This is a genomic window from Pseudomonas sp. NFR16 (genome assembly GCF_900108875.1).
Lineage (GTDB): Bacteria > Pseudomonadota > Gammaproteobacteria > Pseudomonadales > Pseudomonadaceae > Aquipseudomonas.
The window spans coordinates 248,426-268,644 of sequence record NZ_FNYJ01000002.1; the positions used below are offsets into that span (position 1 = coordinate 248,426).

The 20,219-nt window shown below is 61.2% G+C and carries 18 protein-coding genes and 1 riboswitch; of the genes, 5 read left to right on the forward strand and 13 right to left on the reverse strand.

Annotated features, from left to right (window positions below; all coding sequences use genetic code 11):
- Positions 1–41 precede the first annotated feature (41 nt).
- Positions 42–277: riboswitch (cobalamin riboswitch) on the reverse strand.
- A 124-nt stretch (positions 278–401) separates the two neighbouring features.
- Entirely contained in the window at positions 402–1,742 is a 1,341-nt protein-coding gene (locus BMZ10_RS09810; RefSeq protein WP_093460773.1) for a PQQ-dependent sugar dehydrogenase, read from the forward strand.
- A gap of 119 nt (positions 1,743–1,861) precedes the next feature.
- On the opposite strand, the gene BMZ10_RS09815 is transcribed toward BMZ10_RS09810, so the two are convergent.
- From BMZ10_RS09815 to BMZ10_RS09840, 6 genes are all read right to left on the reverse strand, one after another.
- The gene (locus BMZ10_RS09815; RefSeq protein ID WP_093460776.1) at positions 1,862–2,398 is read right to left on the reverse strand and encodes a C40 family peptidase; all 537 of its coding nucleotides are present in this window, start codon (positions 2,396–2,398) and stop codon (positions 1,862–1,864) included.
- A gap of 109 nt (positions 2,399–2,507) precedes the next feature.
- Positions 2,508–3,197 carry a C40 family peptidase gene (locus tag BMZ10_RS09820; protein ID WP_093460779.1) on the reverse strand — a complete coding sequence of 230 codons (690 nt, stop codon included), beginning with the start codon at positions 3,195–3,197 and terminating at the stop codon, positions 2,508–2,510.
- A gap of 66 nt (positions 3,198–3,263) precedes the next feature.
- A complete protein-coding gene (locus BMZ10_RS09825) occupies positions 3,264–4,049 on the reverse strand; it encodes an NAD-dependent deacylase (protein WP_256214464.1) in 786 nt (261 codons plus the stop codon).
- Positions 4,046–4,750 (reverse strand): DnaA regulatory inactivator Hda, encoded by a 705-nt coding sequence (gene hda / locus BMZ10_RS09830; RefSeq protein ID WP_093460782.1) that lies wholly within the window; start codon positions 4,748–4,750, stop codon positions 4,046–4,048. The genes BMZ10_RS09825 and hda overlap by 4 nt, the downstream gene beginning before the upstream one ends.
- A 326-nt stretch (positions 4,751–5,076) precedes the next feature.
- On the reverse strand, positions 5,077–6,150 hold the full coding sequence (locus tag BMZ10_RS09835) for an AI-2E family transporter (protein ID WP_093460785.1): 1,074 nt from the start codon (positions 6,148–6,150) through the stop codon (positions 5,077–5,079).
- 54 nt (positions 6,151–6,204) lie between these two features.
- On the reverse strand, positions 6,205–7,266 hold the full coding sequence (locus tag BMZ10_RS09840; RefSeq protein WP_093462508.1) for a DUF2066 domain-containing protein: 1,062 nt from the start codon (positions 7,264–7,266) through the stop codon (positions 6,205–6,207).
- Between the two features lie 345 nt (positions 7,267–7,611).
- Here BMZ10_RS09840 and purM point away from each other — a divergent pair, with 345 nt between their 5' ends.
- From purM to BMZ10_RS09865, 4 genes are all read left to right on the forward strand, one after another.
- Positions 7,612–8,670 carry a phosphoribosylformylglycinamidine cyclo-ligase gene (purM, locus tag BMZ10_RS09845; RefSeq protein WP_093460788.1) on the forward strand — a complete coding sequence of 353 codons (1,059 nt, stop codon included), beginning with the start codon at positions 7,612–7,614 and terminating at the stop codon, positions 8,668–8,670.
- A gap of 8 nt (positions 8,671–8,678) precedes the next feature.
- On the forward strand, positions 8,679–9,332 hold the full coding sequence (gene purN / locus BMZ10_RS09850) for a phosphoribosylglycinamide formyltransferase (RefSeq protein ID WP_093462511.1): 654 nt from the start codon (positions 8,679–8,681) through the stop codon (positions 9,330–9,332).
- 18 nt (positions 9,333–9,350) lie between these two features.
- Complete coding sequence (locus tag BMZ10_RS09855; RefSeq protein ID WP_093460791.1) at positions 9,351–10,067, forward strand: DUF3108 domain-containing protein; 717 nt, start codon at positions 9,351–9,353, stop codon at positions 10,065–10,067.
- Between the two features lie 1,001 nt (positions 10,068–11,068).
- Positions 11,069–11,260 (forward strand): hypothetical protein, encoded by a 192-nt coding sequence (locus BMZ10_RS09865; RefSeq protein ID WP_062380056.1) that lies wholly within the window; start codon positions 11,069–11,071, stop codon positions 11,258–11,260.
- 52 nt (positions 11,261–11,312) lie between these two features.
- On the opposite strand, the gene BMZ10_RS09870 is transcribed toward BMZ10_RS09865, so the two are convergent.
- The 7 genes from BMZ10_RS09870 to BMZ10_RS09900 all read right to left on the reverse strand — a co-directional run bounded on the left by BMZ10_RS09870 (position 11,313) and on the right by BMZ10_RS09900 (position 20,177).
- Positions 11,313–11,855, reverse strand: coding sequence for a DUF2058 domain-containing protein (locus BMZ10_RS09870; RefSeq protein ID WP_093460797.1), 543 nt, complete (start codon positions 11,853–11,855; stop codon positions 11,313–11,315).
- Positions 11,856–11,894: 39 nt separating this feature from the next.
- Positions 11,895–12,728, reverse strand: a complete 834-nt coding sequence (mazG, locus tag BMZ10_RS09875; RefSeq protein WP_093460800.1) for a nucleoside triphosphate pyrophosphohydrolase — start codon at positions 12,726–12,728, stop codon at positions 11,895–11,897.
- A 114-nt stretch (positions 12,729–12,842) separates the two neighbouring features.
- Positions 12,843–15,086, reverse strand: coding sequence for a GTP diphosphokinase (gene relA / locus BMZ10_RS09880; RefSeq protein ID WP_093460803.1), 2,244 nt, complete (start codon positions 15,084–15,086; stop codon positions 12,843–12,845).
- A gap of 159 nt (positions 15,087–15,245) precedes the next feature.
- Positions 15,246–16,601, reverse strand: coding sequence for a 23S rRNA (uracil(1939)-C(5))-methyltransferase RlmD (gene rlmD / locus BMZ10_RS09885; protein ID WP_093460806.1), 1,356 nt, complete (start codon positions 16,599–16,601; stop codon positions 15,246–15,248).
- Positions 16,601–17,503, reverse strand: a complete 903-nt coding sequence (cysM, locus tag BMZ10_RS09890) for a cysteine synthase CysM (RefSeq protein WP_093460809.1) — start codon at positions 17,501–17,503, stop codon at positions 16,601–16,603. The genes rlmD and cysM overlap by 1 nt, the downstream gene beginning before the upstream one ends.
- Positions 17,504–18,061: 558 nt before the next feature.
- On the reverse strand, positions 18,062–19,441 hold the full coding sequence (locus BMZ10_RS09895; RefSeq protein ID WP_093460812.1) for a sensor histidine kinase: 1,380 nt from the start codon (positions 19,439–19,441) through the stop codon (positions 18,062–18,064).
- Positions 19,434–20,177, reverse strand: coding sequence for a response regulator transcription factor (locus BMZ10_RS09900; RefSeq protein WP_093460815.1), 744 nt, complete (start codon positions 20,175–20,177; stop codon positions 19,434–19,436). The genes BMZ10_RS09895 and BMZ10_RS09900 overlap by 8 nt, the downstream gene beginning before the upstream one ends.
- Between the last annotated feature and the right edge of the window lie 42 nt (positions 20,178–20,219).

The following is a 20,219-nucleotide window of genomic DNA, read 5'->3' on the forward strand; positions in this document are numbered from 1 at the left end:
CCCTGATGGGCACGCGCCTGCGCAGAGCATCGCCCTCCGTGATGCTGTTGAATGGATCAGGCCGGTCTCCGGACTCATGAGTGGCGACACGCCCTCTGTCGCCTTAAGCCGCGCGCCTTCCCATGTTCGCTGAACACAGTGGCATCGTGCGTGGCATCTGCTCATTCACCGTTGCGGAGGCAGCGCCGGGATAGAGCATGAAGGCGCTCGCACCGGCTTCCCTGTTTCACCCTGTCGACCGCCAGCGGCCCAAGGCACCTGAAACAATCGGCGAAGGTTAGAGGGTTGACTAAGGAGCGTCAATCGACTCGGTATCCGCCGCGCCGGTTGAACCCCGCGCACAGGCGCGCCTCTACTCATAGACATGCGCTTGCATGACTGCCAGGAAAGGGAGATCGATCATGTTCACGCTCAGGCCCCACGCTGTGGTTTTACTGATAGTTGCAGGCGGCCTCGCCGCCTGTGGCGAGTCGTCCCGATTGCAGGTGTCCGACGGGACGGGGCCATCACCCCGCCTGCCAGAGCCGAACAAGACCTTGATCCCCACCGTCAACATCGCCCCGGCCGTCGGCTGGCCAGCCGGTGCCAAGCCCGCCGCGGCACCCGGGACCCAAGTGGCGGCGTTCGCGGAGAACCTCGATCACCCGCGCTGGCTCTATGTGCTGCCCAACGGTGACGTGCTGGTCGCCGAAACCAACGAGCCGCCCAAACCCGACGACGGCAAGGGGATCCGAGGCTGGGTGATGAAGAAAGTCATGGGCCGCGCAGGCGCAGGTGTCCCGAGCGCCAACCGAATCACCCTGTTGCGCGACAACGATCACGACGGCGTCGCGGAAACCCGCTCAGTGTTTATCGACCATCTGAACTCCCCGTTCGGCATGACCCTGGTCGGCAACGACTTTTACGTGGCGGACACCGATCGCCTGCTGCGCTTCAACTATGTCCCCGGCGAAACATCGATCAAGGGCGAGCCGCTGAAAGTCACCGACCTGCCTGGCGGCACGCTGAATCACCACTGGACCAAAAACGTCATCGCCAGCAAAGACGGGAGCAAGCTGTACGTGACCGTTGGCTCCAACAGTAACGTGGCGGAAAACGGTCTGGATGCCGAGAAAGGCCGCGCAGCGATCTGGGAAGTGGATGCCGCAACGGGTAACCATCGGATTTTCGCCTCGGGATTGCGCAACCCCAACGGCATGGACTGGGAACCGCACACCGGCAAGCTGTGGACCGCCGTCAACGAACGTGACGAAATCGGCAGCGACCTGGTGCCCGACTACGTCACTTCTGTGCAGGACGGCGCGTTCTACGGCTGGCCTTTCAGTTATTACGGCCAGCATGTGGATGTTCGGGTCTCGCCACAGAATCCAGAACTGGTACAGAAGGCCATCGCACCTGACTTCGCCGTGGGCCCGCACACAGCCTCGCTCGGCCTGGCGTTCGCTGACGGCAAATCCTTGCCCGCGCCTTTCAATGAAGGGCTGTTCGTTGGACAACACGGCTCGTGGAACCGCAAACCGCACAGTGGTTACAAAGTCCTGTTCGTTCCCTTCAAGGACGGGAAGCCGAGCGGTACACCGGTCGACCTGCTGACCGGCTTTTTGAATGCGGACGAAAAAGCGCAAGGCCGACCGGTGGGAGTGGTCAACGACAATAAGGGCGGCGTATTGGTGGCCGACGACGTTGGCAACAAGATCTGGCGCGTGACAGCCGCGCGCACGGCGCAGGCCTCGACTCAATAGGTGATCACAGGCGCGCAGCGTGCCTCGCTGACATCGGCCCCGTCGTCGAACATGCTACGACGGGTTTCCCGACGGTCGCAGTACACGCCACGCGCCCGCTGGGCAGAGGTTCACGTCAGTTACTGCCGAGCCAGACTGGAAGGCTGAATCACGCGCTTTGCGTTCAGCCAGGCTTTCTGCCAATACGGCTTGTCGAGGCTATCCAGCTTGACCGTGCCGCCGGTGGCTGGCGCATGCACGAAGCGCCCTTCTCCCACGTAAATCCCGGCATGGCTGACATTCGACCCGCCGCCGGTGGCAAAAAACACCAGATCGCCGGTCTGCAGCTCGCTGCGATCGATGTTCGGTCCACGCAGGTTGATCATGTCACGCGTCGAGCGTGGCAGCGTAATGCCCGCCGCGCCCTGATACACATAGCCGATCAGGCCACTGCAATCGAACCCCGAATCCGGCGTATTGCCGCCCCAGCGATAAGGCGTGCCCACGAGCCCGATGGCACGTAGTAAAACGTCATCTGCAAGAGGAGAAGAAAACTGCGCGGGAGCGGAAACAACAGGCCTGGAAACGACCTTCGGAGGGGATGGCGGTGGATTGCTGGAACAAGCGGCCAGCAATGCAGCCATTGAAACAACAGCCAGGCGAACCGTAAACGACATAAACACAACAACCTTTGCGGGATGCGGCTTACTTTGCCGGGAGCCAGCGTTGCGTGCAATCAGGGATTCCCCGGTTGCACGCTAAAAGCAGGGGGTGCTGCGACTCCTGCTACCGGTGTTGGCGCTTGATTGTAGTCGAGGTCATGGCGGTCGTGGTTTCTGGAACCTTGGAAGGTGCCATGGCCAGCGCGCGCTTGGCTTCGATGAACGTCCGGGCCCAGTAGGCGTCGTCAAGACTGTCTACACGGACACCGCCACTGCGACGGCTGCTGGAGTGAATGAACTGATCATCCCCCAGGTAAATGCCCGCGTGGCTGACGCGACCGCGACCGGCCGTGCTGAAGAACAGCAGATCACCAGGCTTGAGGTCGTTGCGTTTGACCAGAGGCGCGTCGATGTTGATCATTTCACGAGAAGAACGAGGCAGGCTCATGCCGGCTTCTTCGCGGAACAGATAGCCGATGAAACCGCTGCAGTCGAAACCGGAAGTGGTCGAGGTACCGCCGAAACGATAGCGCGTCCCTATCAGCGACTTGCCGCGTTCCAGGATGCTATCGGCCAGAACCGGCAACCGGTACGGCTTATTGTCGGAGAACTGGGCCAGCTCATCTTCCGTGGCGATCTCGTCATCCAGCACGGAAGACGAATAATCAGCACGCTTGGTGGCGGTCTGTGCGGTTGCGGAGTCCTTGAATTGCGGGCTCTGCGACTGTTGTTGCGACGCTGGCATCTGGGCCGCGCAGCCGAACAACAGCGAAACGAGTGCGAGAGGCACGAGGGGTGCGAAGCGATTTAGCATGGGCACGACCGTGGCTAATATGTAAAGAAGCCGAGACTATGCCCTCTATCGTCATCATTTGCAAATTCAATCGAAACAAATGTGACTTACGATGTCCTCCATCACATCTAAGGCTCTACACCTCAGAAATACATCCATGTGATCGGAGTGATCGGTGGGCGACGGGTTTATCTCGGCGGTAAAGCCTCCCGTGACCCTCGTGCGCAACATCGGCTCGTGAATATACGGGAAGCTGGCGGTGGTTCCAATGCTGATTACAGCATCAAAGCCTTTTGCCATCTCTTCGTACAGCATTTTCAATGCCAGCTCTGGCAGCATTTCTTCGAACAAGACGACCGGCGGCCTCAGCACGCCGTGGCATTGCGCGCACAGCGGTGGCAGCGGTCGCTCTAGATGGGCACTCAGCTGCGGATCTTCCGCCCCGCAAGACTGGCAATACAGCGGCGCCATTTGCCCATGAATTTCGATAAGCCGTTCCGCTGGACTGCCTGCCGCACGATGATAACCGTCAACATTTTGTGTCAGCACCCAGCATTCGGGCTTGTACCGCTGCAATTGTGCGATGGCATAGTGCGCCGCATTGGGTTGCCCGCCCAGGCAAGCGCTGCCTAATTGGGCAATGTACTTCCAGCACAACGCAGGATCACGTCGCAGCATCGGCCCGGATAACGCCATTTCAATCGGCAGGCCGTCGTCGGTCTGGCCGTTGTAAAGACCGCCGACACCCCGATAGGTCGGCAGACCGGAATCGGCGGACAATCCCGCGCCGGTGATGATCAGAATTCTTCTGGCGTGACGCAGAGCGGCTGCGGTTTGCAGCACGAGGGCTGGATCGACCGCCGACTGGCTCACCAGCCGAGCGTCTCTTTAAGGAAGGGAATAGTCAGCTTGCGCTGCGCCTGAAGCGAGGCCTGATCGAGTTGTTCGAGCAGGTCGAACAGCGCGCTCATGCTCCGCGTACCACGGGTCAGGATGAAATGGCCGACTTCATCGGTCAGGTGCAAGCCACGCCGGGAGGCACGCAGTTGCAGGGCGCGGAGCTTCTCTTCATCCGACAGCAGACGCATCTGGAACACCAGCGCCATGGTCAGTCGGGATTTCAGATCGGCCAGTTTGACCGGCAGTTCGCGAGGAGAGCAGGACGCTGCGATCAGCAGGCGCCGGCCACTGTCGCGCAAGCGGTTGAACAGGTGAAACAGGGCTTCTTCCCACTCCGGCTTGCCGACCACGGCCTGCAGATCGTCCAGACAGACCAGTTCGTACTGCTCCAGGTGGTCGAACAGCTCCACGCCTTCATCAATCACTTCAGCCATCGGCAGGTACACCGCCGGCTCGCCCAGTTGCTCAAAGCGCAGACACGCGGCCTGCAACAGATGCGTGCGCCCTACTCCGTGCTTGCCCCAGAGATAGATGAGGCTTTCGGTCCACCCGGCGTCGGCTTCGCACAGCCGCTCGACGTAGCCGAGTGCAGCGGCATTGGCGCCTGGATAGTAATTGATGAAGGTGGCGTCATCACGCAGACGCACACTCAGGGGCAGCTGAACTGGTTTCATGCTGGCTGAACGGTTCATGACGAACCGCCAAGGGGCCTCTGTGTAAAGTCTGCAAAGTTTATACCCGCAAGCCGGACCGCACAATGCGCCAGACCGCCTGCAAAATCAAAGGGTTGCGCCTGCACCCGGCCAGGCCGCGGATTGCCCGCAAAAGTCGGGCTTTTATCCGTGATTACAGGGCTCACCCTTTCGGAAGAGCCGAACCCCAAAAATGTTAGAAGCCAGCCTGTTCACGAATGCGCAGGATCAGCGCACTTGGCGTGACGGATCTGCCATATTCGCGAACACGCTGCCCATGCAGGGTTCGAGGGCACTCACTTGACGGGTTATAGATCCGGATCTTCCTTCCCGCCATAAATATCCGAATCCTTGTACAGATCGTGGACATGACGCACCAGCACCATGATCACCGCCGCCACCGGCAACGCCAGCAGGATGCCGGTGAAGCCGAACAGCTCGCCGCCCGCCAGAATGGCGAAGATGACGGCCACCGGATGCAGGCCGATACGATCGCCCACCAGCAGCGGCGTCAGTACCATACCCTCGAGCGCCTGCCCGACCATGAAGACGGCGATGATGCCCAGCATCGGATACAAGTCACCGCCGAACTGGAACAGGCCCGCCAGGATGGCCGACCCGATTCCGATCACGAAGCCCATATAAGGCACGATCGCCGCCAGCCCGGCGATGACGCCGATCAACAGACCCAGCTCCAGTCCGACCAGCATCAGCCCTGCGGCGTAGATCACGCCCAGCGCAACCATTACCAGCAACTGACCGCGAATGAACGCGCCGAGCACTTCATGGCACTCGTCCGCCAGCGCGACGATCTTCTTCTCGCGATGACGCGGCAACAGGCTGCGCACCTTGGCCATCATCACGTCCCAGTCGCGCAGCAAATAAAAGCAGACCACTGGAATGAGGACGAGGTTGGTCAACCAGCCGATCAGCGCAAGCGTTGAGGTCGTGGCCTGAGCCAGCACGATGCCGACGATGTCGCCCGTCTGCCCCATGTGCTCGGAAATGGCCGCCTTGACCTTGTCGAATTTCCAGAAACCGTCCGCCAGACCCAGCTTGGCCTGCGTCCAGGGCAATGCCGTGTGCTGCAGCCAGTCGAGAATCTGCGGCGCCAGTTCATACAGGCGATACAGCTGCTTGGCGAGCATGGGCACCAGCACCAGCAGCAAGCCCATGAAGATCAGCGTAAACAGCATAAACACCGTCACCACACTGAACGTGCGCGACATCTTCAGCTTTTCCAGCCGGTCCGCCAGTGGATCGCCCATGTACGCCAGCAACAGCGCCACCAGAAACGGCGTCAGAATCGCGTGCAGCAACCCTATAAACAGACAGAGCAGGACAACCCCGCCCAGCCAGAACCAACGACGCGTATCAGTCATTACTGCCCCTTAACCCCGGATGATGTGCATCGTGCAACGTCGTTATGAACCCGCTCACCAGCGGAAGTGCAACGCAGGCGCGGAAACAGCTGGCGGCTGGACCGTTGGGGTCGCGCCGTCAACAGGCGGCTGTGCAGCATTGACTGGCGCGCCGGCCACTTCACCCTCGGGCACTTCCTGCAGTTTTGCGAGGGACAATTGCGAGCGCAACTGGTCGGCACTGCCGCTGACATCGAACACCACGCGATCCGCGTCCACCGACTTGAGGCGGCCGCCGAAAGGCTCCAGCAAGCGCAGCAGCTGCGCGTAACGCTCCAGATTCATGCCCTGCACGTCCAGCGCCATGCCGGACGACGCGCCCGGCTTGACCACGAAACGCGGCGCCAGGCGCTGACTTACCGCCAGCAGCACCGCATCGGCCAGCTCGGCGGAACTCGCTCCCGACGCGCTGCCCTGCTCCATCTTGTCACCCAGCCACAGATGCCACTTGCCTTGCCACTGACCGCCATTTTCCTGCGCGTGCACGGCAAGAATCGCGTCAGAACCGTAACGTTCGGACGCCTCCTTGAGGGGCTTCACATCGTTGCCATCCAGCGTCTTCGCATTGCCGATGCCCTGCTCGGCAAGGTCAGCCAGCGGCAGACGCAGCGGCAGACCCCGATGCTGCGCGGCGCGGCGCAACGGTTCGGCAGAGGACTGGCCGTCGCCTACCAGATTGGCGCCGTCGGTGGCATCGTTCAGCCACCAGGCCATGATTACCGGGCGATTGGAGCCCCACAATGACAGCCCCGCCTGACGCAATGCGCGGTCGGTACTGGCCGGGTCGAAGTCGACCTGCAAGGTCTCGGGCGGCCCTGCGTCGTAGCCATACTGGCTGATGATCTGCTGCGGATCCTTGCGCACGTCAGCCAGTCCCGGACCTTGCGCGGCCTTGCCGTCACCGGTCAGGCGAATCACCAGAGTCTCGAGGGCAGCCTGGGTGGCGCGGGTTTTCTCGTCCGGGGTCTGACCGCTGACGGGCTCGCGAACCTGATACAGGTTGGTCACGGTCTCGGCCAGCGCCGGCAGGCTGATCAGAGAGAGACAGCCCACGAACAGGCATGTCTTCAGGCGCATGAATGAAGGTGGAAGCATGGAAAATTCCCGATGGGCAAATGGCAGCGTATGGACAGCTGCGTGATAATGTCGGCACGACTCAGACCACAGGTTGGCGCGAATCGCTCACCTCTGGCGAAGAACTTACACCTTATATAGCTGCCGACGAACGGACCAGCCCCGGCAGCCGCCGCGATGCCTGCAATCAGGTTATTTCTTCTTCATCATGGCCCTGCCCGTCGGCCCAAGGATGGCCGCTTGAAGCCAATCCTGATAAAATCGCGCGCCTTCGCAGACCGGCGATGACACGGCCACGAGCCGTTCCCACTCGGTCGTTACCCCGAATCCCCCCTAAAGGCCTGGATCATGAGCAAGCAACCCTCCCTGAGCTACAAAGACGCCGGTGTAGACATCGACGCCGGTGAAGCATTGGTCGAACGCATCAAGAGCGTCGCCAAGCGCACCAAGCGCCCGGAAGTGATGGGCGGCCTGGGGGGCTTCGGCGCTCTGTGCGAAATTCCGGCGGGCTACAAGCAGCCGGTACTGGTCAGCGGCACTGACGGCGTGGGCACCAAGCTGCGTCTGGCGTTGAACCTGAACAAACACGACAGCATCGGCATCGACCTGGTCGCCATGTGCGTGAACGACCTGGTGGTGTGCGGCGCAGAACCGTTGTTCTTCCTCGACTACTACGCCACCGGCAAACTGAACGTCGACACCGCCGCACAGGTGGTCACCGGCATCGGCGCAGGCTGCGAACTGGCGGGCTGCTCGCTGGTCGGCGGCGAAACCGCTGAAATGCCTGGCATGTACGAAGGCGAAGACTACGATCTGGCCGGCTTCTGCGTCGGCGTCGTAGAAAAAGCCGACATCATCGACGGCTCCAAGGTCCAGGCGGGCGATGCTTTGCTCGCCCTGCCATCTTCCGGCCCGCATTCCAACGGCTACTCGCTGATCCGCAAGATCATTGAAGTGTCGGGCGCAGACATCGAATCCATCCAGCTGGACGGCAAGCCACTGACCGACCTGCTGATGGCGCCGACGCGCATCTACGTCAAGCAGCTGCTCAAGCTGATCAAGGACACCGGCGCGGTCAAAGCCATGGCCCACATCACCGGCGGCGGTCTGCTGGACAACATCCCGCGCGTACTGCCTGAAGGCGCGCAAGCCGTCGTCGACGTCGCCAGCTGGACCCGTCCAGCGGTGTTCGACTGGCTGCAGGAAAAGGGCAACGTCGACGAGCACGAAATGCACCGCGTTCTGAACTGCGGCGTCGGCATGGTCATCTGCGTGGCTCAGGAACATGTCGAAGCTTCCCTCAAAGCGCTGCGTGACGCGGGCGAACAGCCTTGGGTCATCGGCCAGATCGGCACTGCTGCGCCAGGCGCCGCTCAAGTCGAGCTGAAGAACCTCAAGGCACATTGATGCCTGACATGCCTCAACCCTGTGATGTGGTGGTGCTGCTGTCCGGCACTGGCGGTAACCTGCAAGCGATGATCGACAGCTTTCAGGAAGACTCGAGCCCGGCCCGTATCCGCGCGGTGGTGTCCAACCGCGCCGATGCCTACGGGCTGGAGCGCGCGAGGAAGGCGGGCATCGAAACCCGCGTCCTCGACCATCAGGGCTATGAAGGCCGGGAGGCTTTCGATGCCGCGCTGATCGAGCTGATCGACACCTTCACTCCCGGGCTCGTTGTCCTTGCCGGCTTCATGCGAATCCTCACACCTGGCTTCGTGCGTCACTACCATGGCCGGCTGCTGAACATTCACCCCTCGCTGCTTCCCCTGTATAAAGGCTTGCATACGCACCAGCGCGTACTGGAAGCTGGCGATGCCGAACACGGCTGCAGCGTGCACTTCGTCACCGAGGAACTCGATGGGGGGCCTCTGGTCGTACAAGCTGTCGTTTCGGTAGAGTCGCATGACACGCCTGCCACACTGGCGCAAAAGGTTCACACCCAGGAACATCTGATTTACCCACTGGCCATTCGCTGGTTCGCAGAAGGACGATTGACCCTCGGCGAACATGGCGCATCATTGAACGGCCAGCCACTGGGACCCAGCGGCCACCTGATTCCGGCCCTCTAATCCAAGACAGGAGATATTATGCGTCGCGCTCTGCTCTTCGCTCTCGCTCTGTTCGCGCTCCCTGCGGTCAACGCGGCAGACCTTCAACCTTTCTCCGCCAGCTACACCGCTGACTTCAAACAGCTGCCCGTGGGCGGCGGCAGCGCCACCCGCAGCCTGGAAAAGAACGCTAACGGCAGTTGGACCCTGAGTTTCAAGGCTTCAATGATGATCGCCAGCCTGACCGAAGTGAGCACCCTCAAGGTCGACAAGGACCAGTTGCTGCCGCAGACCTACCACTTCGAACGGGGTGGCCTTGGCAAAAGCAAGATGGTGGATCTGGTTTTCGACTGGCCGACCAAGTTCATCACCGGGACCGATCGTAACGATGCGGTGAAAATCCCGCTGAACACCGGCGTCCTCGACAAATCCACGTATCAGCTGGCCCTGCAGCATGACGTGGCAGCAGGCAAGAAGAGCATGACCTACCAGGTCGTGGATGGCGATGAAGTCGACACCTACGACTTCCGCGTACTGGGCACCGAGAAGGTCGACACCAAGGTCGGCTCCGTCGATGCCATCAAGGTCGAACGCGTGCGCGATCCAACGCAGAACAAGCGCATCACGGTGATGTGGTTTGCCAAGGATTACGACTATCTGCTGGTTCGCCTGCAGCAGGTCGAAACCGATGGCAAGGAATACAACATCATGCTGCAGGAGGGCTCGGTGAACGGTAAAGCTGTGAAAGGCAGCTGACCCAAGACCCTGCCCTTTAGAAACCCCGCCAACTAGCGGGGTTTTTTATTGAATCGGTTTCGGATCAGCCAAGGCCAATCGCTCAAGCACTGCGACACTCACCCTGTAGGAGCGCGCCCGGGAAGACTGATTTCCAGCCACTGCACCTGCCTTTTCCCGGCTAAAGCCGGTCCTACAGACACTGCAAGCTTTTCGTAGGACCGGCTTTAGCCTAGAAGGCGTCGGATGTCAGGAGATCGCGGCCAAGCGCGCTCTTACCATCAACCACACATTGCCAGGGCAACGCTGACCCTGCAGGAGCGTGGCTTGTCCCGCGAACTGCCGCGCAGCGGTAGCAAAACCAATCGACTCCATTTCGCCAAGCACTCCGCAAGCAGCGGCCTTGCTGCCGGTTCCCGGCTGATCGCGGGCAAGCGCGCTCCTACCCCGCGACGCTGATCCTGTGGGAGCGCGCCCTCGAAGCCTGATTTTCAAGTAAAGCACATCCTCAGGATGCACCGGCCCCTTCCCGGCTAAAGCCGGTCCTACAGACACTGCAAGCTTTTCGTAGGACCGGCTTTAACCGAGAAGGCGTCGGATGTCAGGAGATCGCGGGCAGGCGCGCTCCTACCATCAACCATACATCGCCAGTGCAACACTGACCCTGTAGGAGCGTGGCTTGTCCCGCGAACTGCCGCGCAGCGGTAGCAAAACCAGTCGACTCGCCCTTGCCAGGCCCTCCGCAGATGCACATCCCCCGCTCCTCAGACCTCAGAACAAGGCTCCGACCGCAAATTCGGCAACGTCCCCTTATTCCCAAGCGAACATGAAATTTTCTTCACGCCCTCCAAACGAGTGCGACAAAACGCCGCAACCCATTTAAAACAATCAGTTAGCAACTGTTACCGAATCGGTAAAAAACTCTTGCCAGAATCGCTCGTTTACTTAGCAACCTACCAAATCCTATAAAGAAACCACTGCGACGTCCTGCCGCAGATATCAAAGAGTCAGGAGTTTTCACTATGACGGTAACTGTTACTGAACGCGACGACGCCCACATTTCCCACGAAAGCATCGCGGATGGCATTCAAATCTGGGATGTTCGCCAGCAAGACCAGTTGGTAGGGATGTTTCACCACGAATCGGACGCACAGCGTTACGCAGCAGAGCTCGCGGAACTGGAAGCCAAGAAGGCAGCGAGCAACTCGCAATAACGGAATCGCAACAAGACAAAACCCGCCTCGGCGGGTTTTGTCGTTTCAGGCTTTACCACATCAGATCATCAGGGATCTTGTACGCCGCGTACGGATCATCGCCATCCGGCTCTTCAGTCGGCTCGCTCAACAAGACGATGCGCCGCGGATCGCGCTCCTGGACCTTGAGCGCCGCCTCGCGCGGGATGACCTCGTAAGTGCCGCCATGATGGACGATGGCCAGCGACCCATTGCTGAGCTTGCTGCGCATCAGCGCGTTGACCGACAGGCGCTTGACCTTCTTGTCGTCGACGAAGTTGTAGTAATCCTCGGTGGTCAGCTTGGGCAGACGGGTCGCTTCGATCAGTTGCTTGACCTGTGCGGCGCGCGCTTTCTGCTCGGCCTTTTCCTGTTGCTGACGATTCAGTTCCTGGTCGCGCCTGGCTTTTTCGGCCATCGCTTCCTGCGCGGCGCGCTGGGCGGCATCGTCGGCGACGGCCTGCCCCTTGTGCACCAGACGCTGTTCTTTCTGCTTGCTCTTGGCGGCCTGCTTGGCCTGTTTTTCGTTGACCAGACCTGCCTTGAGCAACTGGTCACGAAGGGAAATACCCGCCATGTGTTTTCTCTCTCTGACTTCTCTTTCTAAACAGTCAGCTCAACCGCAGTTGGGCGTGTTCTTTTCCTGACGCTTGGCTTCGCCCCAGAGCGCGTCCATCTCTTCAAGGCTGCAATCTTCAATGGGCCGACGGGCATCGCGCAAGGCCTGTTCGATAAATCGGAAACGTCGCTCGAACTTGCTGTTGGCAGCGCGCAGCGCATTTTCGGGATCGACCTTCAGATGGCGGGCCAGATTGACCACCACAAACAGCAGGTCGCCGATCTCGTCGCTGATCGCGGCCGGGTCGTTGTCGGCCATCGCTTCGAGCACCTCGTCGAGTTCCTCGCGCACTTTATCGACCACGGGCAACGCTTCAGGCCAGTCGAAACCCACTTGTGCGGCGCGTTTCTGCAACTTGCCGGCGCGCGACAATGCTGGGAGTACGCTGGGGACATCGTCGAGCAAGGACAGCTGCTCCGGCACGTGCGCTTTCTCCGCCCGCTCCTGGGCTTTGATCTCCTCCCAGCGATGCTTGACCTGCTCTTCGCTCAGGCGCGGCGTCTCCAGAGGCGCGTAAAGATCACCGGTCGGAAACACGTGGGGATGGCGCCTGATCAACTTGCGCGTGATCCCGTCTACCACGGCATCGAACTCGAACCGGCCTTCCTCGCGCGCTAGCTGGCAGTAATACACCACCTGAAACAAAAGATCGCCCAACTCACCTCGCAGATCATCGAAATCCCCGCGCTCGATGGCGTCGGCCACTTCGTAAGCCTCTTCGAGGGTGTGCGGCACGATGGTCGCGTAATTCTGCTTCACGTCCCACGGGCAACCGTATTGCGGGTCTCGCAGCCGGGCCATGAGCGTGAGCAAGTCCTGGAGTTTGTACATAGTTATCCCATCTGCAGCATCGAGGCCTTTAGGAGCGCGATTGCCCGCGATTGCGGTGTGTCGTCGACATAGTCGTCACAGGCACGAGCCGCGGGCAAGGGCGCTTCTACAGAGTCACGGCGTTCTGTTACGCCGCGTCTCGATGATGTTCGGCAATTGCGAGATGCGCCCCAACAACCGGCCCAGCGCATCCAGGCCCGGGATTTCGATGGTCAGGGACATCAGGGCGGTGTTGTCTTCCTTGTTCGAGCGGGTGTTGACCGCCAGCACGTTGATGCGCTCGTTGAGCAGCACCTGAGAGACGTCCCGCAACAGACCGGATCGGTCGTAGGCGCGGATGATGATGTCCACCGGATAAGTGAGCACCGGCACCGGGCCCCAACTGACCTGGATGATCCGCTCGGGCTCGCGCCCGCCCAGTTGCAGCACCGAGGCGCAATCCTGACGGTGGATGCTGACGCCGCGCCCCTGCGTGATGTAACCGACGATCGCATCGCCCGGCAGCGGCTGGCAGCAGCCGGCCATTTGCGTCATCAGATTGCCGACGCCCTGAATCTGGATGTCGCCGCGTTTGCCCGGCTTATACCCGGACGCCTTGCGCGGAATCAGCTCCAGCTGCTCGTTACCACGCTCGGGCTCGACCAGTTGCTGAGCCAGGTTGACCAGCTGCGCGAGACGCAGATCGCCGGCGCCGAGCGCCGCGAACATGTCTTCGGCGATCTTCATGTTGGCCTTTTCAGCCAGCTTGTCGAAGTCCACCTGCGGCAGCGCCAGGCGCGCCAGCTCGCGTTCGAGCAAGACTTTACCGGCCGCGACGTTCTGATCGCGCGCCTGCAGTTTGAACCAGTGAACAATCTTCGCCCGCGCCCGCGACGTGGTGATGTAACCCAGGTTCGAGTTCAGCCAGTCGCGGCTCGGCGTGCCGTGCTTGCTGGTAATGATCTCGACCTGCTCACCGGTCTGCAGGCTGTAGTTGAGCGGCACGATGCGACCGTTGATTTTGGCGCCGCGGCAGTTGTGGCCGATCTCGGTGTGCACGCGATAGGCGAAATCCAGCGGCGTCGCGCCTTTGGGCAGGTCGATGGCATGACCATCAGGCGTGAACACATAGACGCGGTCCGGCTCGATGTCGACGCGCAGTTGCTCGGCCAGACCGCCGATATCGCCCAGCTCTTCATGCCATTCGAGGACCTGACGCAGCCAGGAGATTTTCTCTTCGTAATGATTGGAGCTCGATTTGACGTCAGTGCCCTTGTAACGCCAGTGAGCACAGACGCCCAGCTCGGCCTCCTCATGCATGGCGTGGGTGCGGATCTGCACTTCCAGCACCTTGCCCTCAGGGCCGATCACTGCCGTGTGCAGCGAGCGATAGCCGTTCTCCTTGGGGTTGGCGATGTAGTCGTCGAACTCCTTGGGAATGTGGCGCCACAGGGTATGGACGATGCCGAGGGCGGTGTAGCAGTCGCGCATTTCGGGCACCAGCACGCGAACGGCACGAACGTCGTAGATCTGGCTGAATTCCAGCCCTTTTCGCTGCATTTTGCGCCAGATCGAGTAGATGTGCTTCGCACGCCCGCTGATGTCGGCCTTGACCCCGGTCGCCAGCAGCTCGTTCTCCAGCTGCGACATGACATCGGTGATGAAACGCTCACGATCGAGGCGGCGCTCGTGCAGCAATTTGGCGATCTGCTTGTACTGCTCGGGCTCCAGGTAGCGGAAGGACAGGTCCTCCAGCTCCCACTTGATGTGGCCGATGCCCAGACGATGGGCCAGCGGCGCATAGATGTCGAAGACTTCCCGGGCGACCCGGTTGCGCTTCTCGTCGTCGGTGTTTTTCACCGCCCGGATGGCGCAGGTGCGTTCGGCCAGCTTGATCAGGGCGACGCGAACGTCATCGACCATCGCGACCAGCATCTTGCGCAGGTTTTCCACCTGCGCCTGAGTGCCGAGCACCAGCGACTGGCGCGGGCTGAGGCTGGCGCTGATCGCCGCCATGCGCAGCACGCCGTCGATCAGCTTGGCCACCGTCGGGCCGAAACGCTGGCTGACATCGGGCAAGGGAATCTTGCCTTCGCGCACGCCGCGATAGATCACGGCGGCGATGAGAGAATCCTGATCGAGTTTGAGGTCGGCCAGGATTTCGGCGATTTCCAGGCCCGTCTGAAAACTCGACGTGCCTTCCGCCCAGAGATTCTTGGCGGCGTTGTCCTGCTGCTCGGCCTGCCGGGCAAATTCACAGGCCTCTTTCAACGCCTGTCGGTCCACTGCGAGGTCGACGCTGACCACATGATCAAGCCATGCGTCGAGATTGATACTGCCGTCTGTGTTTATCGGCTGGTGTGCTCTCACCTGTACCATGTTGCTTACCTTCCCTACGGCGCGATGAAATGCGCCATCAGTCGCCAGCCTTCTTGAAGCGCATACGCCTTGCGGGCCATGCAAGGACGCGTGCGCGGGCCAGTCGGATTAAACGAGACTCCGTGTGAGGCGCTGACTCGATTCCCTGAGCCGGAGGCCTCACTTACTCGCTTCAAATAACGCCATCGCCTCGACATGCGCAGTCTGCGGAAACATATCGAGAATTCCGGCACGTTTTAATCGGTAGCCCTGCCTGATCAATTCGACCGTGTCGCGCGCCAAAGTTGCCGGGTTGCACGACACATAAAGTAACCGTTCAGCACCCAGGGCCTTGAGGTTTCGCACCACTTCGAACGCCCCGTCACGGGGAGGATCGAGCAGTACCGCGCGGAAACCTTCCGCCACCCAGGCCGCCTTGTCCAGCGGCTGCGACAGATCCGCCTGATAAAACTTCACATTATGCAAATCATTGCTCGCCGCGTTGCCCGTGGCGCGTTGAACCATCGTCTCCACGCCCTCCACTGCCACGACTTCGCGCGACTTGAGGGCCAGCGGTAAAGCGAAATTACCAAGCCCGCAGAACAAGTCCAGCACTCGTTCATCGGCACGAGGTTCGAGCCAGTCCAGCGCCTGGCTGATCATCGCCGTATTGACCTGTGCGTTGACCTGCACAAAGTCGCCGGGACGATAAGCCAGCGCAAGGTTCCACGGCTCCAGGCGATAGCCCAGCGCTGCCGATGGGTCCACAGGCTGCGGCTCACCTTCGCCATGCAACCACAGTTGCGCACTGTGGGCATCACAAAATGCCTTGAGCGTCGCAAGGTCGTTTTCCGCCAATGGCGCGGTGTGACGCAACAGCAGCGCATTGGCCGACCCACTGAATAACTCGACATGCCCCAGCGCCTGCGGCTTGCCCAGACTCCGCAGCATGGCCGGTAACGCCGTCATGATCGGTTGCAAGGCCTGTACCAGCACCGGACATTCTTCGATGGCGATGATGTCCTGGCTCGAGGCAGCACGGAAGCCGACCTCCAGCTGTTTGCTGCGCACGTCCCAGCGAACGGCGATGCGCGCGCGGCGACGGTAGGCGAATTCATCACCGGTCAGAGGGGCGGCCCACTCTTCAGGCTCCACACCTGCCACGCGACTCAACTGCTCGGCGAGCATGCGCTGTTTCAGGGCGAGTTGTTCGTCGTGGGGCATTTGCTGCACGCTGCAACCGCCACAGCGGCCGAAATGCTTGCACGGCGCAGGCCGCCGCAACGGGCTCGCCTGAAACACGCGCTCGGTACGCGCTTCAACGACCTTGCCGTGGGCACCCAGTACGCGCGCCTCGACTTCCTCCCCCGCCAGACTGCCGGCGACAAACCAGGTCCGGCCTTCGACGAAACCGATGCCGCGGCCGTCGTTGGCCAGCCGCTCGATTTTCAGACGTTGTTTTTTACCGGTCGGGACCTGCGTTGCCCGTGTGCCGCCGCTGGGCTGGAAACGCAGGCCTGAGTCACGCTTGGCCATCAGTTGGGCGCATCGTAGACACCGGTCGACAGGTAACGGTCGCCACGGTCACAGATGATCGCGACCATGACCGCGTTTTCGACTTCCTGAGACAGACGCAGCATGCCTGCCACGGCGCCGCCGGACGATACGCCACAGAAGATGCCTTCTTCGCGCGCCAGACGACGCATGACGTCTTCGGCCTCGCTTTGGGCCATGTCCATGATGCGGTCGACGCGATCGGCCTGATAGATCTTCGGCAGGTACTCCTGCGGCCAGCGACGAATGCCCGGAATCGCCGACCCGTCCATCGGCTGCAGGCCGACGATCTGGATGTCGGGGTTCTGTTCCTTCAGGTAACGCGAGGTGCCCATGATGGTGCCGGTGGTACCCATGGAGCTGACGAAATGGGTGATGGTGCCGCCCGTCTGCCGCCAGATTTCCGGGCCGGTGCCGACGTAGTGCGCTTCCGGGTTATCGCCATTGGCGAACTGGTCGAGCACCTTGCCGCGCCCCTCGGCCTGCATGCGCTCGGCCAGATCGCGGGCGCCTTCCATGCCTTCTTCCTTGCTGACCAGGATCAGCTCGGCGCCGTATGCGGTCATCGCCGCCTTGCGTTCGGCGCTGGAGTTGTCGGGCATGATCAGGATCATGCGGTAGCCCTTGATGGCGGCCGCCATGGCCAGGGCAATGCCGGTGTTGCCGGAAGTCGCTTCGATCAGGGTGTCGCCGGAATGAATCTGCCCGCGCAACTCGGCACGGGTGATCATCGACAGCGCCGGTCGGTCTTTCACAGAGCCAGCCGGGTTGTTGCCTTCAAGCTTGAGCAGCAACGTATTGCTGGTGTTCCCGGCCATGCGTTGCAGACGCACCAGCGGGGTGTTGCCGATGCAATCGGCGATGGTTGGATACTGCAGGGTCATGGCGTGTTCGCGATCCAGACATGCGGGGGTCGCCTATCATACCGGCAATCGCCGTAAGCCCATATCACGCAAAGTGAGTTCGATAGGGCGAAATGGAATAAGCGGCCGATCATGGGCGCGACGGCGATGCCATCGTGTTTACTCCGTGGGAGCGTGATTCGGCGTGTCCGTCGGGGATCCAGCGGCTGAACGTCAGTCTTCGCAGGCAAGCGCACTCCTACGGGATTTGTGTCTGACCGAATATTTCCACCGTATCGGTCATCTCTGCGGGAGTGAGTCGACTGTCTTAACCACTTCTGCTGTCAACGGCGTAACTCCCGACGCTTTCCCGGCTGAAGCCGGTCCTACGAAAAGTCTGCAGCGTCTCTAGGACCGGCTTTAGCGAGTCCTACGAAAAATCTGCAACGTCTGTAAGACCGGCTAAAGCCGGTCCTACGAAAAGTTCGCAGCGTCTGTAGGACCGGGTTTAGCCGGGAAGAGGCCGGTATGGCCGCTGGAGATGCATTGCCAGACAGTCAGCGTTCGCGACCCAGCATGCTCTTACAGCATTGCGCCGAGTCAGACGGGTGCTTCGACTTCCCGGGCGGGCAGGCGCAGGTTCATTCGCAACCCTTGGGCGGTGTTTTCTGCCCACATGTCGCCGCCCTGCAGGCGCAGGGAGTTACGCGCGATGCTCAGGCCCAGGCCGAAACCGCCGTGGCCCGGTCGGGCACCGTCCAGGCGGATGAAGGGCGCGAAGATCCGCTCCAGGTCGTTGTCGTCCACGCCGCCGCCCTGATCCTCCAGCCACAGCAGCCAGTCCTCGCCTTGCCGCCTGCCGCTCAACTGTACGATCCCTTGCGGCGGAGAATGCCGGATCGCGTTGCGCAGAATATTTTCCAGCGCCTGAGCCAGCGTGTTGAGGTCGCCGCTGACCCAGCAGTTGCTGTCCAGATCGCAGCGCAGCTGTCGAGACGGCCAGCAGCTCTCGAAGCAGGCGTTGTCCACCAGCATGTCCCACAGCGCCAGCACTTGAATGTCTTCGCTGGGCAGTTTCTCGCGCTCGGCGTCCAGCCACGCCAGGTGCAAGGTGTCATCGACCAGACGGCGCATGCCGTCCACTTCACGGTTCAATCGCTCCCGCAGTTCCGGCAGCGTCTGGTCGCTGTCGCAGGCGACTTTCAGGCGGCTCAGGGGCGTGCGCAATTCGTGAGAAAGGTCGCGCAGCAACTGCTGCTGAATCTGCACGGTAGACTGCAACCGCGCGGCCATGTGATCGAAAGCACGATTCAGCTCGCCCAGTTCGTCCCGGCGTGAGGTCATCTGCGGCGACAGCCGGTTGGACAACCGGTCTGCACGCCAGGCATTGGCCTGCTCGCGCAGCTGGTTGAGCGGGCGAATCAGCAGCCGATACAGCCCGACGCACAGCAGCAACGTGAACAGCGCCGGAATCAGGACATTGGTAAGCATCTGCCAGATCAGCGCGTGCCGACCGGGCTTGAAGCGCGCCGGCAGCTCGATGACCAGACTGCCCGCCTGAGGGTCATCCGGGAAGGCGATCTTCAACCAGGGGGCGGTCTTCTGTCGGGCACTCATCGGCCAGTCGACACCGCGCATGAACGTCAGGCGCTGCATCTCACTGCCGTCCAGCGGCGTACTGCTCAACGATTGCAGATCGTTGCCGATGACGCCGACCCAGCCCTGTTCGTGATGCCTGATTTCATCCAGCCATGCGTCGATGCCCTGTCGCCGCCCCGTGCGCCAGGCCTGCCCCGCTTCGGCGGCGTAGCGGTTGAGTACATTGCGGGCTTCGTGACTGAGGTAAGCATTCTGATTCTCGATGTATCGGCCCCAATACCAGCTGAGCCAGATCATCAGCAGGCAGAAGGCGACCAGCAGAAACACCAGTTTCCAGAACAACGAATGGCGACCGGGAAGGTGATTGGCGGACTCAGGCATCGGGTGCGGCCGCTGTCAGCACGTAGCCCTTGCCCCAGACCGTACGCACCTCGCGCGCCTGATAACCGACGGCCTTGAGCTTGCGGCGAATCTGGCTGATGTGCATATCCAGGCTGCGGTCGTGCTGTGAATAGCCGCGCTGCAACACATGCTGATAAAGGAACGGCTTGCTGAGCACGTCTTCGGGGTTGCGCCACAAGGTTTCCAGCAAGCGGTATTCGCTGCGCGTGAGTTGCGCCGGCCTGCCTTCGAACCGCACGTCGCTCAGTCCTTCGTCGAACACCAGCGCCTCGGCGTCAGGCTCATCAGGGAAGACCTGTGGCAACGGCGTCGAAGTTTGAAAGCGGCGTTCAAGATTTACCCGCCGCAGGATTGCCTCGATACGCACCCGCAGCTCGTCGACGCTGAAAGGCTTGGGCAGGTAATCGTCGGCGCCGTTGCGAAAACCGCTGATGCGATCTGCCTCCGCGCCCAGTGCCGACATGAGGATGACTGGCGTTGTATGGCGGCGCCGCAGGTGAGTCAGGATGTCCAGACCGTTCATGCCCGGCAGCAGAATATCCATGAGCACGACGTCGAAGGGCTGACGCTGCGCACGGTCCAGCCCTTCTGCGCCATCCTGGCACCAGGTGACCTGAAAGCCGCAGCGGTGCAACTGATCGTGCACAAAGGCGCCGAGCACAGGATCGTCCTCGATGGCGAGTATGCTGGGGCGTTGGATGCTGGCGGGATTCATTGGCGTCTGCGAGTGATTCTCAAGCCGACGATTATTCAAGAT

Bases quoted from the DNA above. Each gene is read 5' to 3' on its own strand.
- BMZ10_RS09810 (WP_093460773.1), top strand. From the start codon at position 402: ATGTTCACGCTCAGGCCCCACGCTGTGGTTTTACTGATAGTTGCAGGC.
- BMZ10_RS09815 (WP_093460776.1), bottom strand. From the start codon at position 2,398: ATGTCGTTTACGGTTCGCCTGGCTGTTGTTTCAATGGCTGCATTGCTG.
- BMZ10_RS09820 (WP_093460779.1), bottom strand. From the start codon at position 3,197: ATGCTAAATCGCTTCGCACCCCTCGTGCCTCTCGCACTCGTTTCGCTG.
- hda (WP_093460782.1), bottom strand. From the start codon at position 4,750: ATGAAACCAGTTCAGCTGCCCCTGAGTGTGCGTCTGCGTGATGACGCC.
- BMZ10_RS09835 (WP_093460785.1), bottom strand. From the start codon at position 6,150: ATGACTGATACGCGTCGTTGGTTCTGGCTGGGCGGGGTTGTCCTGCTC.
- BMZ10_RS09840 (WP_093462508.1), bottom strand. From the start codon at position 7,266: ATGCGCCTGAAGACATGCCTGTTCGTGGGCTGTCTCTCTCTGATCAGC.
- purM (WP_093460788.1), top strand. From the start codon at position 7,612: ATGAGCAAGCAACCCTCCCTGAGCTACAAAGACGCCGGTGTAGACATC.
- purN (WP_093462511.1), top strand. From the start codon at position 8,679: ATGCCTCAACCCTGTGATGTGGTGGTGCTGCTGTCCGGCACTGGCGGT.
- BMZ10_RS09855 (WP_093460791.1), top strand. From the start codon at position 9,351: ATGCGTCGCGCTCTGCTCTTCGCTCTCGCTCTGTTCGCGCTCCCTGCG.
- BMZ10_RS09865 (WP_062380056.1), top strand. From the start codon at position 11,069: ATGACGGTAACTGTTACTGAACGCGACGACGCCCACATTTCCCACGAA.
- BMZ10_RS09870 (WP_093460797.1), bottom strand. From the start codon at position 11,855: ATGGCGGGTATTTCCCTTCGTGACCAGTTGCTCAAGGCAGGTCTGGTC.
- mazG (WP_093460800.1), bottom strand. From the start codon at position 12,728: ATGTACAAACTCCAGGACTTGCTCACGCTCATGGCCCGGCTGCGAGAC.
- relA (WP_093460803.1), bottom strand. From the start codon at position 15,086: ATGGTACAGGTGAGAGCACACCAGCCGATAAACACAGACGGCAGTATC.
- rlmD (WP_093460806.1), bottom strand. From the start codon at position 16,601: ATGGCCAAGCGTGACTCAGGCCTGCGTTTCCAGCCCAGCGGCGGCACA.
- cysM (WP_093460809.1), bottom strand. From the start codon at position 17,503: ATGACCCTGCAGTATCCAACCATCGCCGATTGCATCGGCAACACCCCG.
- BMZ10_RS09895 (WP_093460812.1), bottom strand. From the start codon at position 19,441: ATGCCTGAGTCCGCCAATCACCTTCCCGGTCGCCATTCGTTGTTCTGG.
- BMZ10_RS09900 (WP_093460815.1), bottom strand. From the start codon at position 20,177: ATGAATCCCGCCAGCATCCAACGCCCCAGCATACTCGCCATCGAGGAC.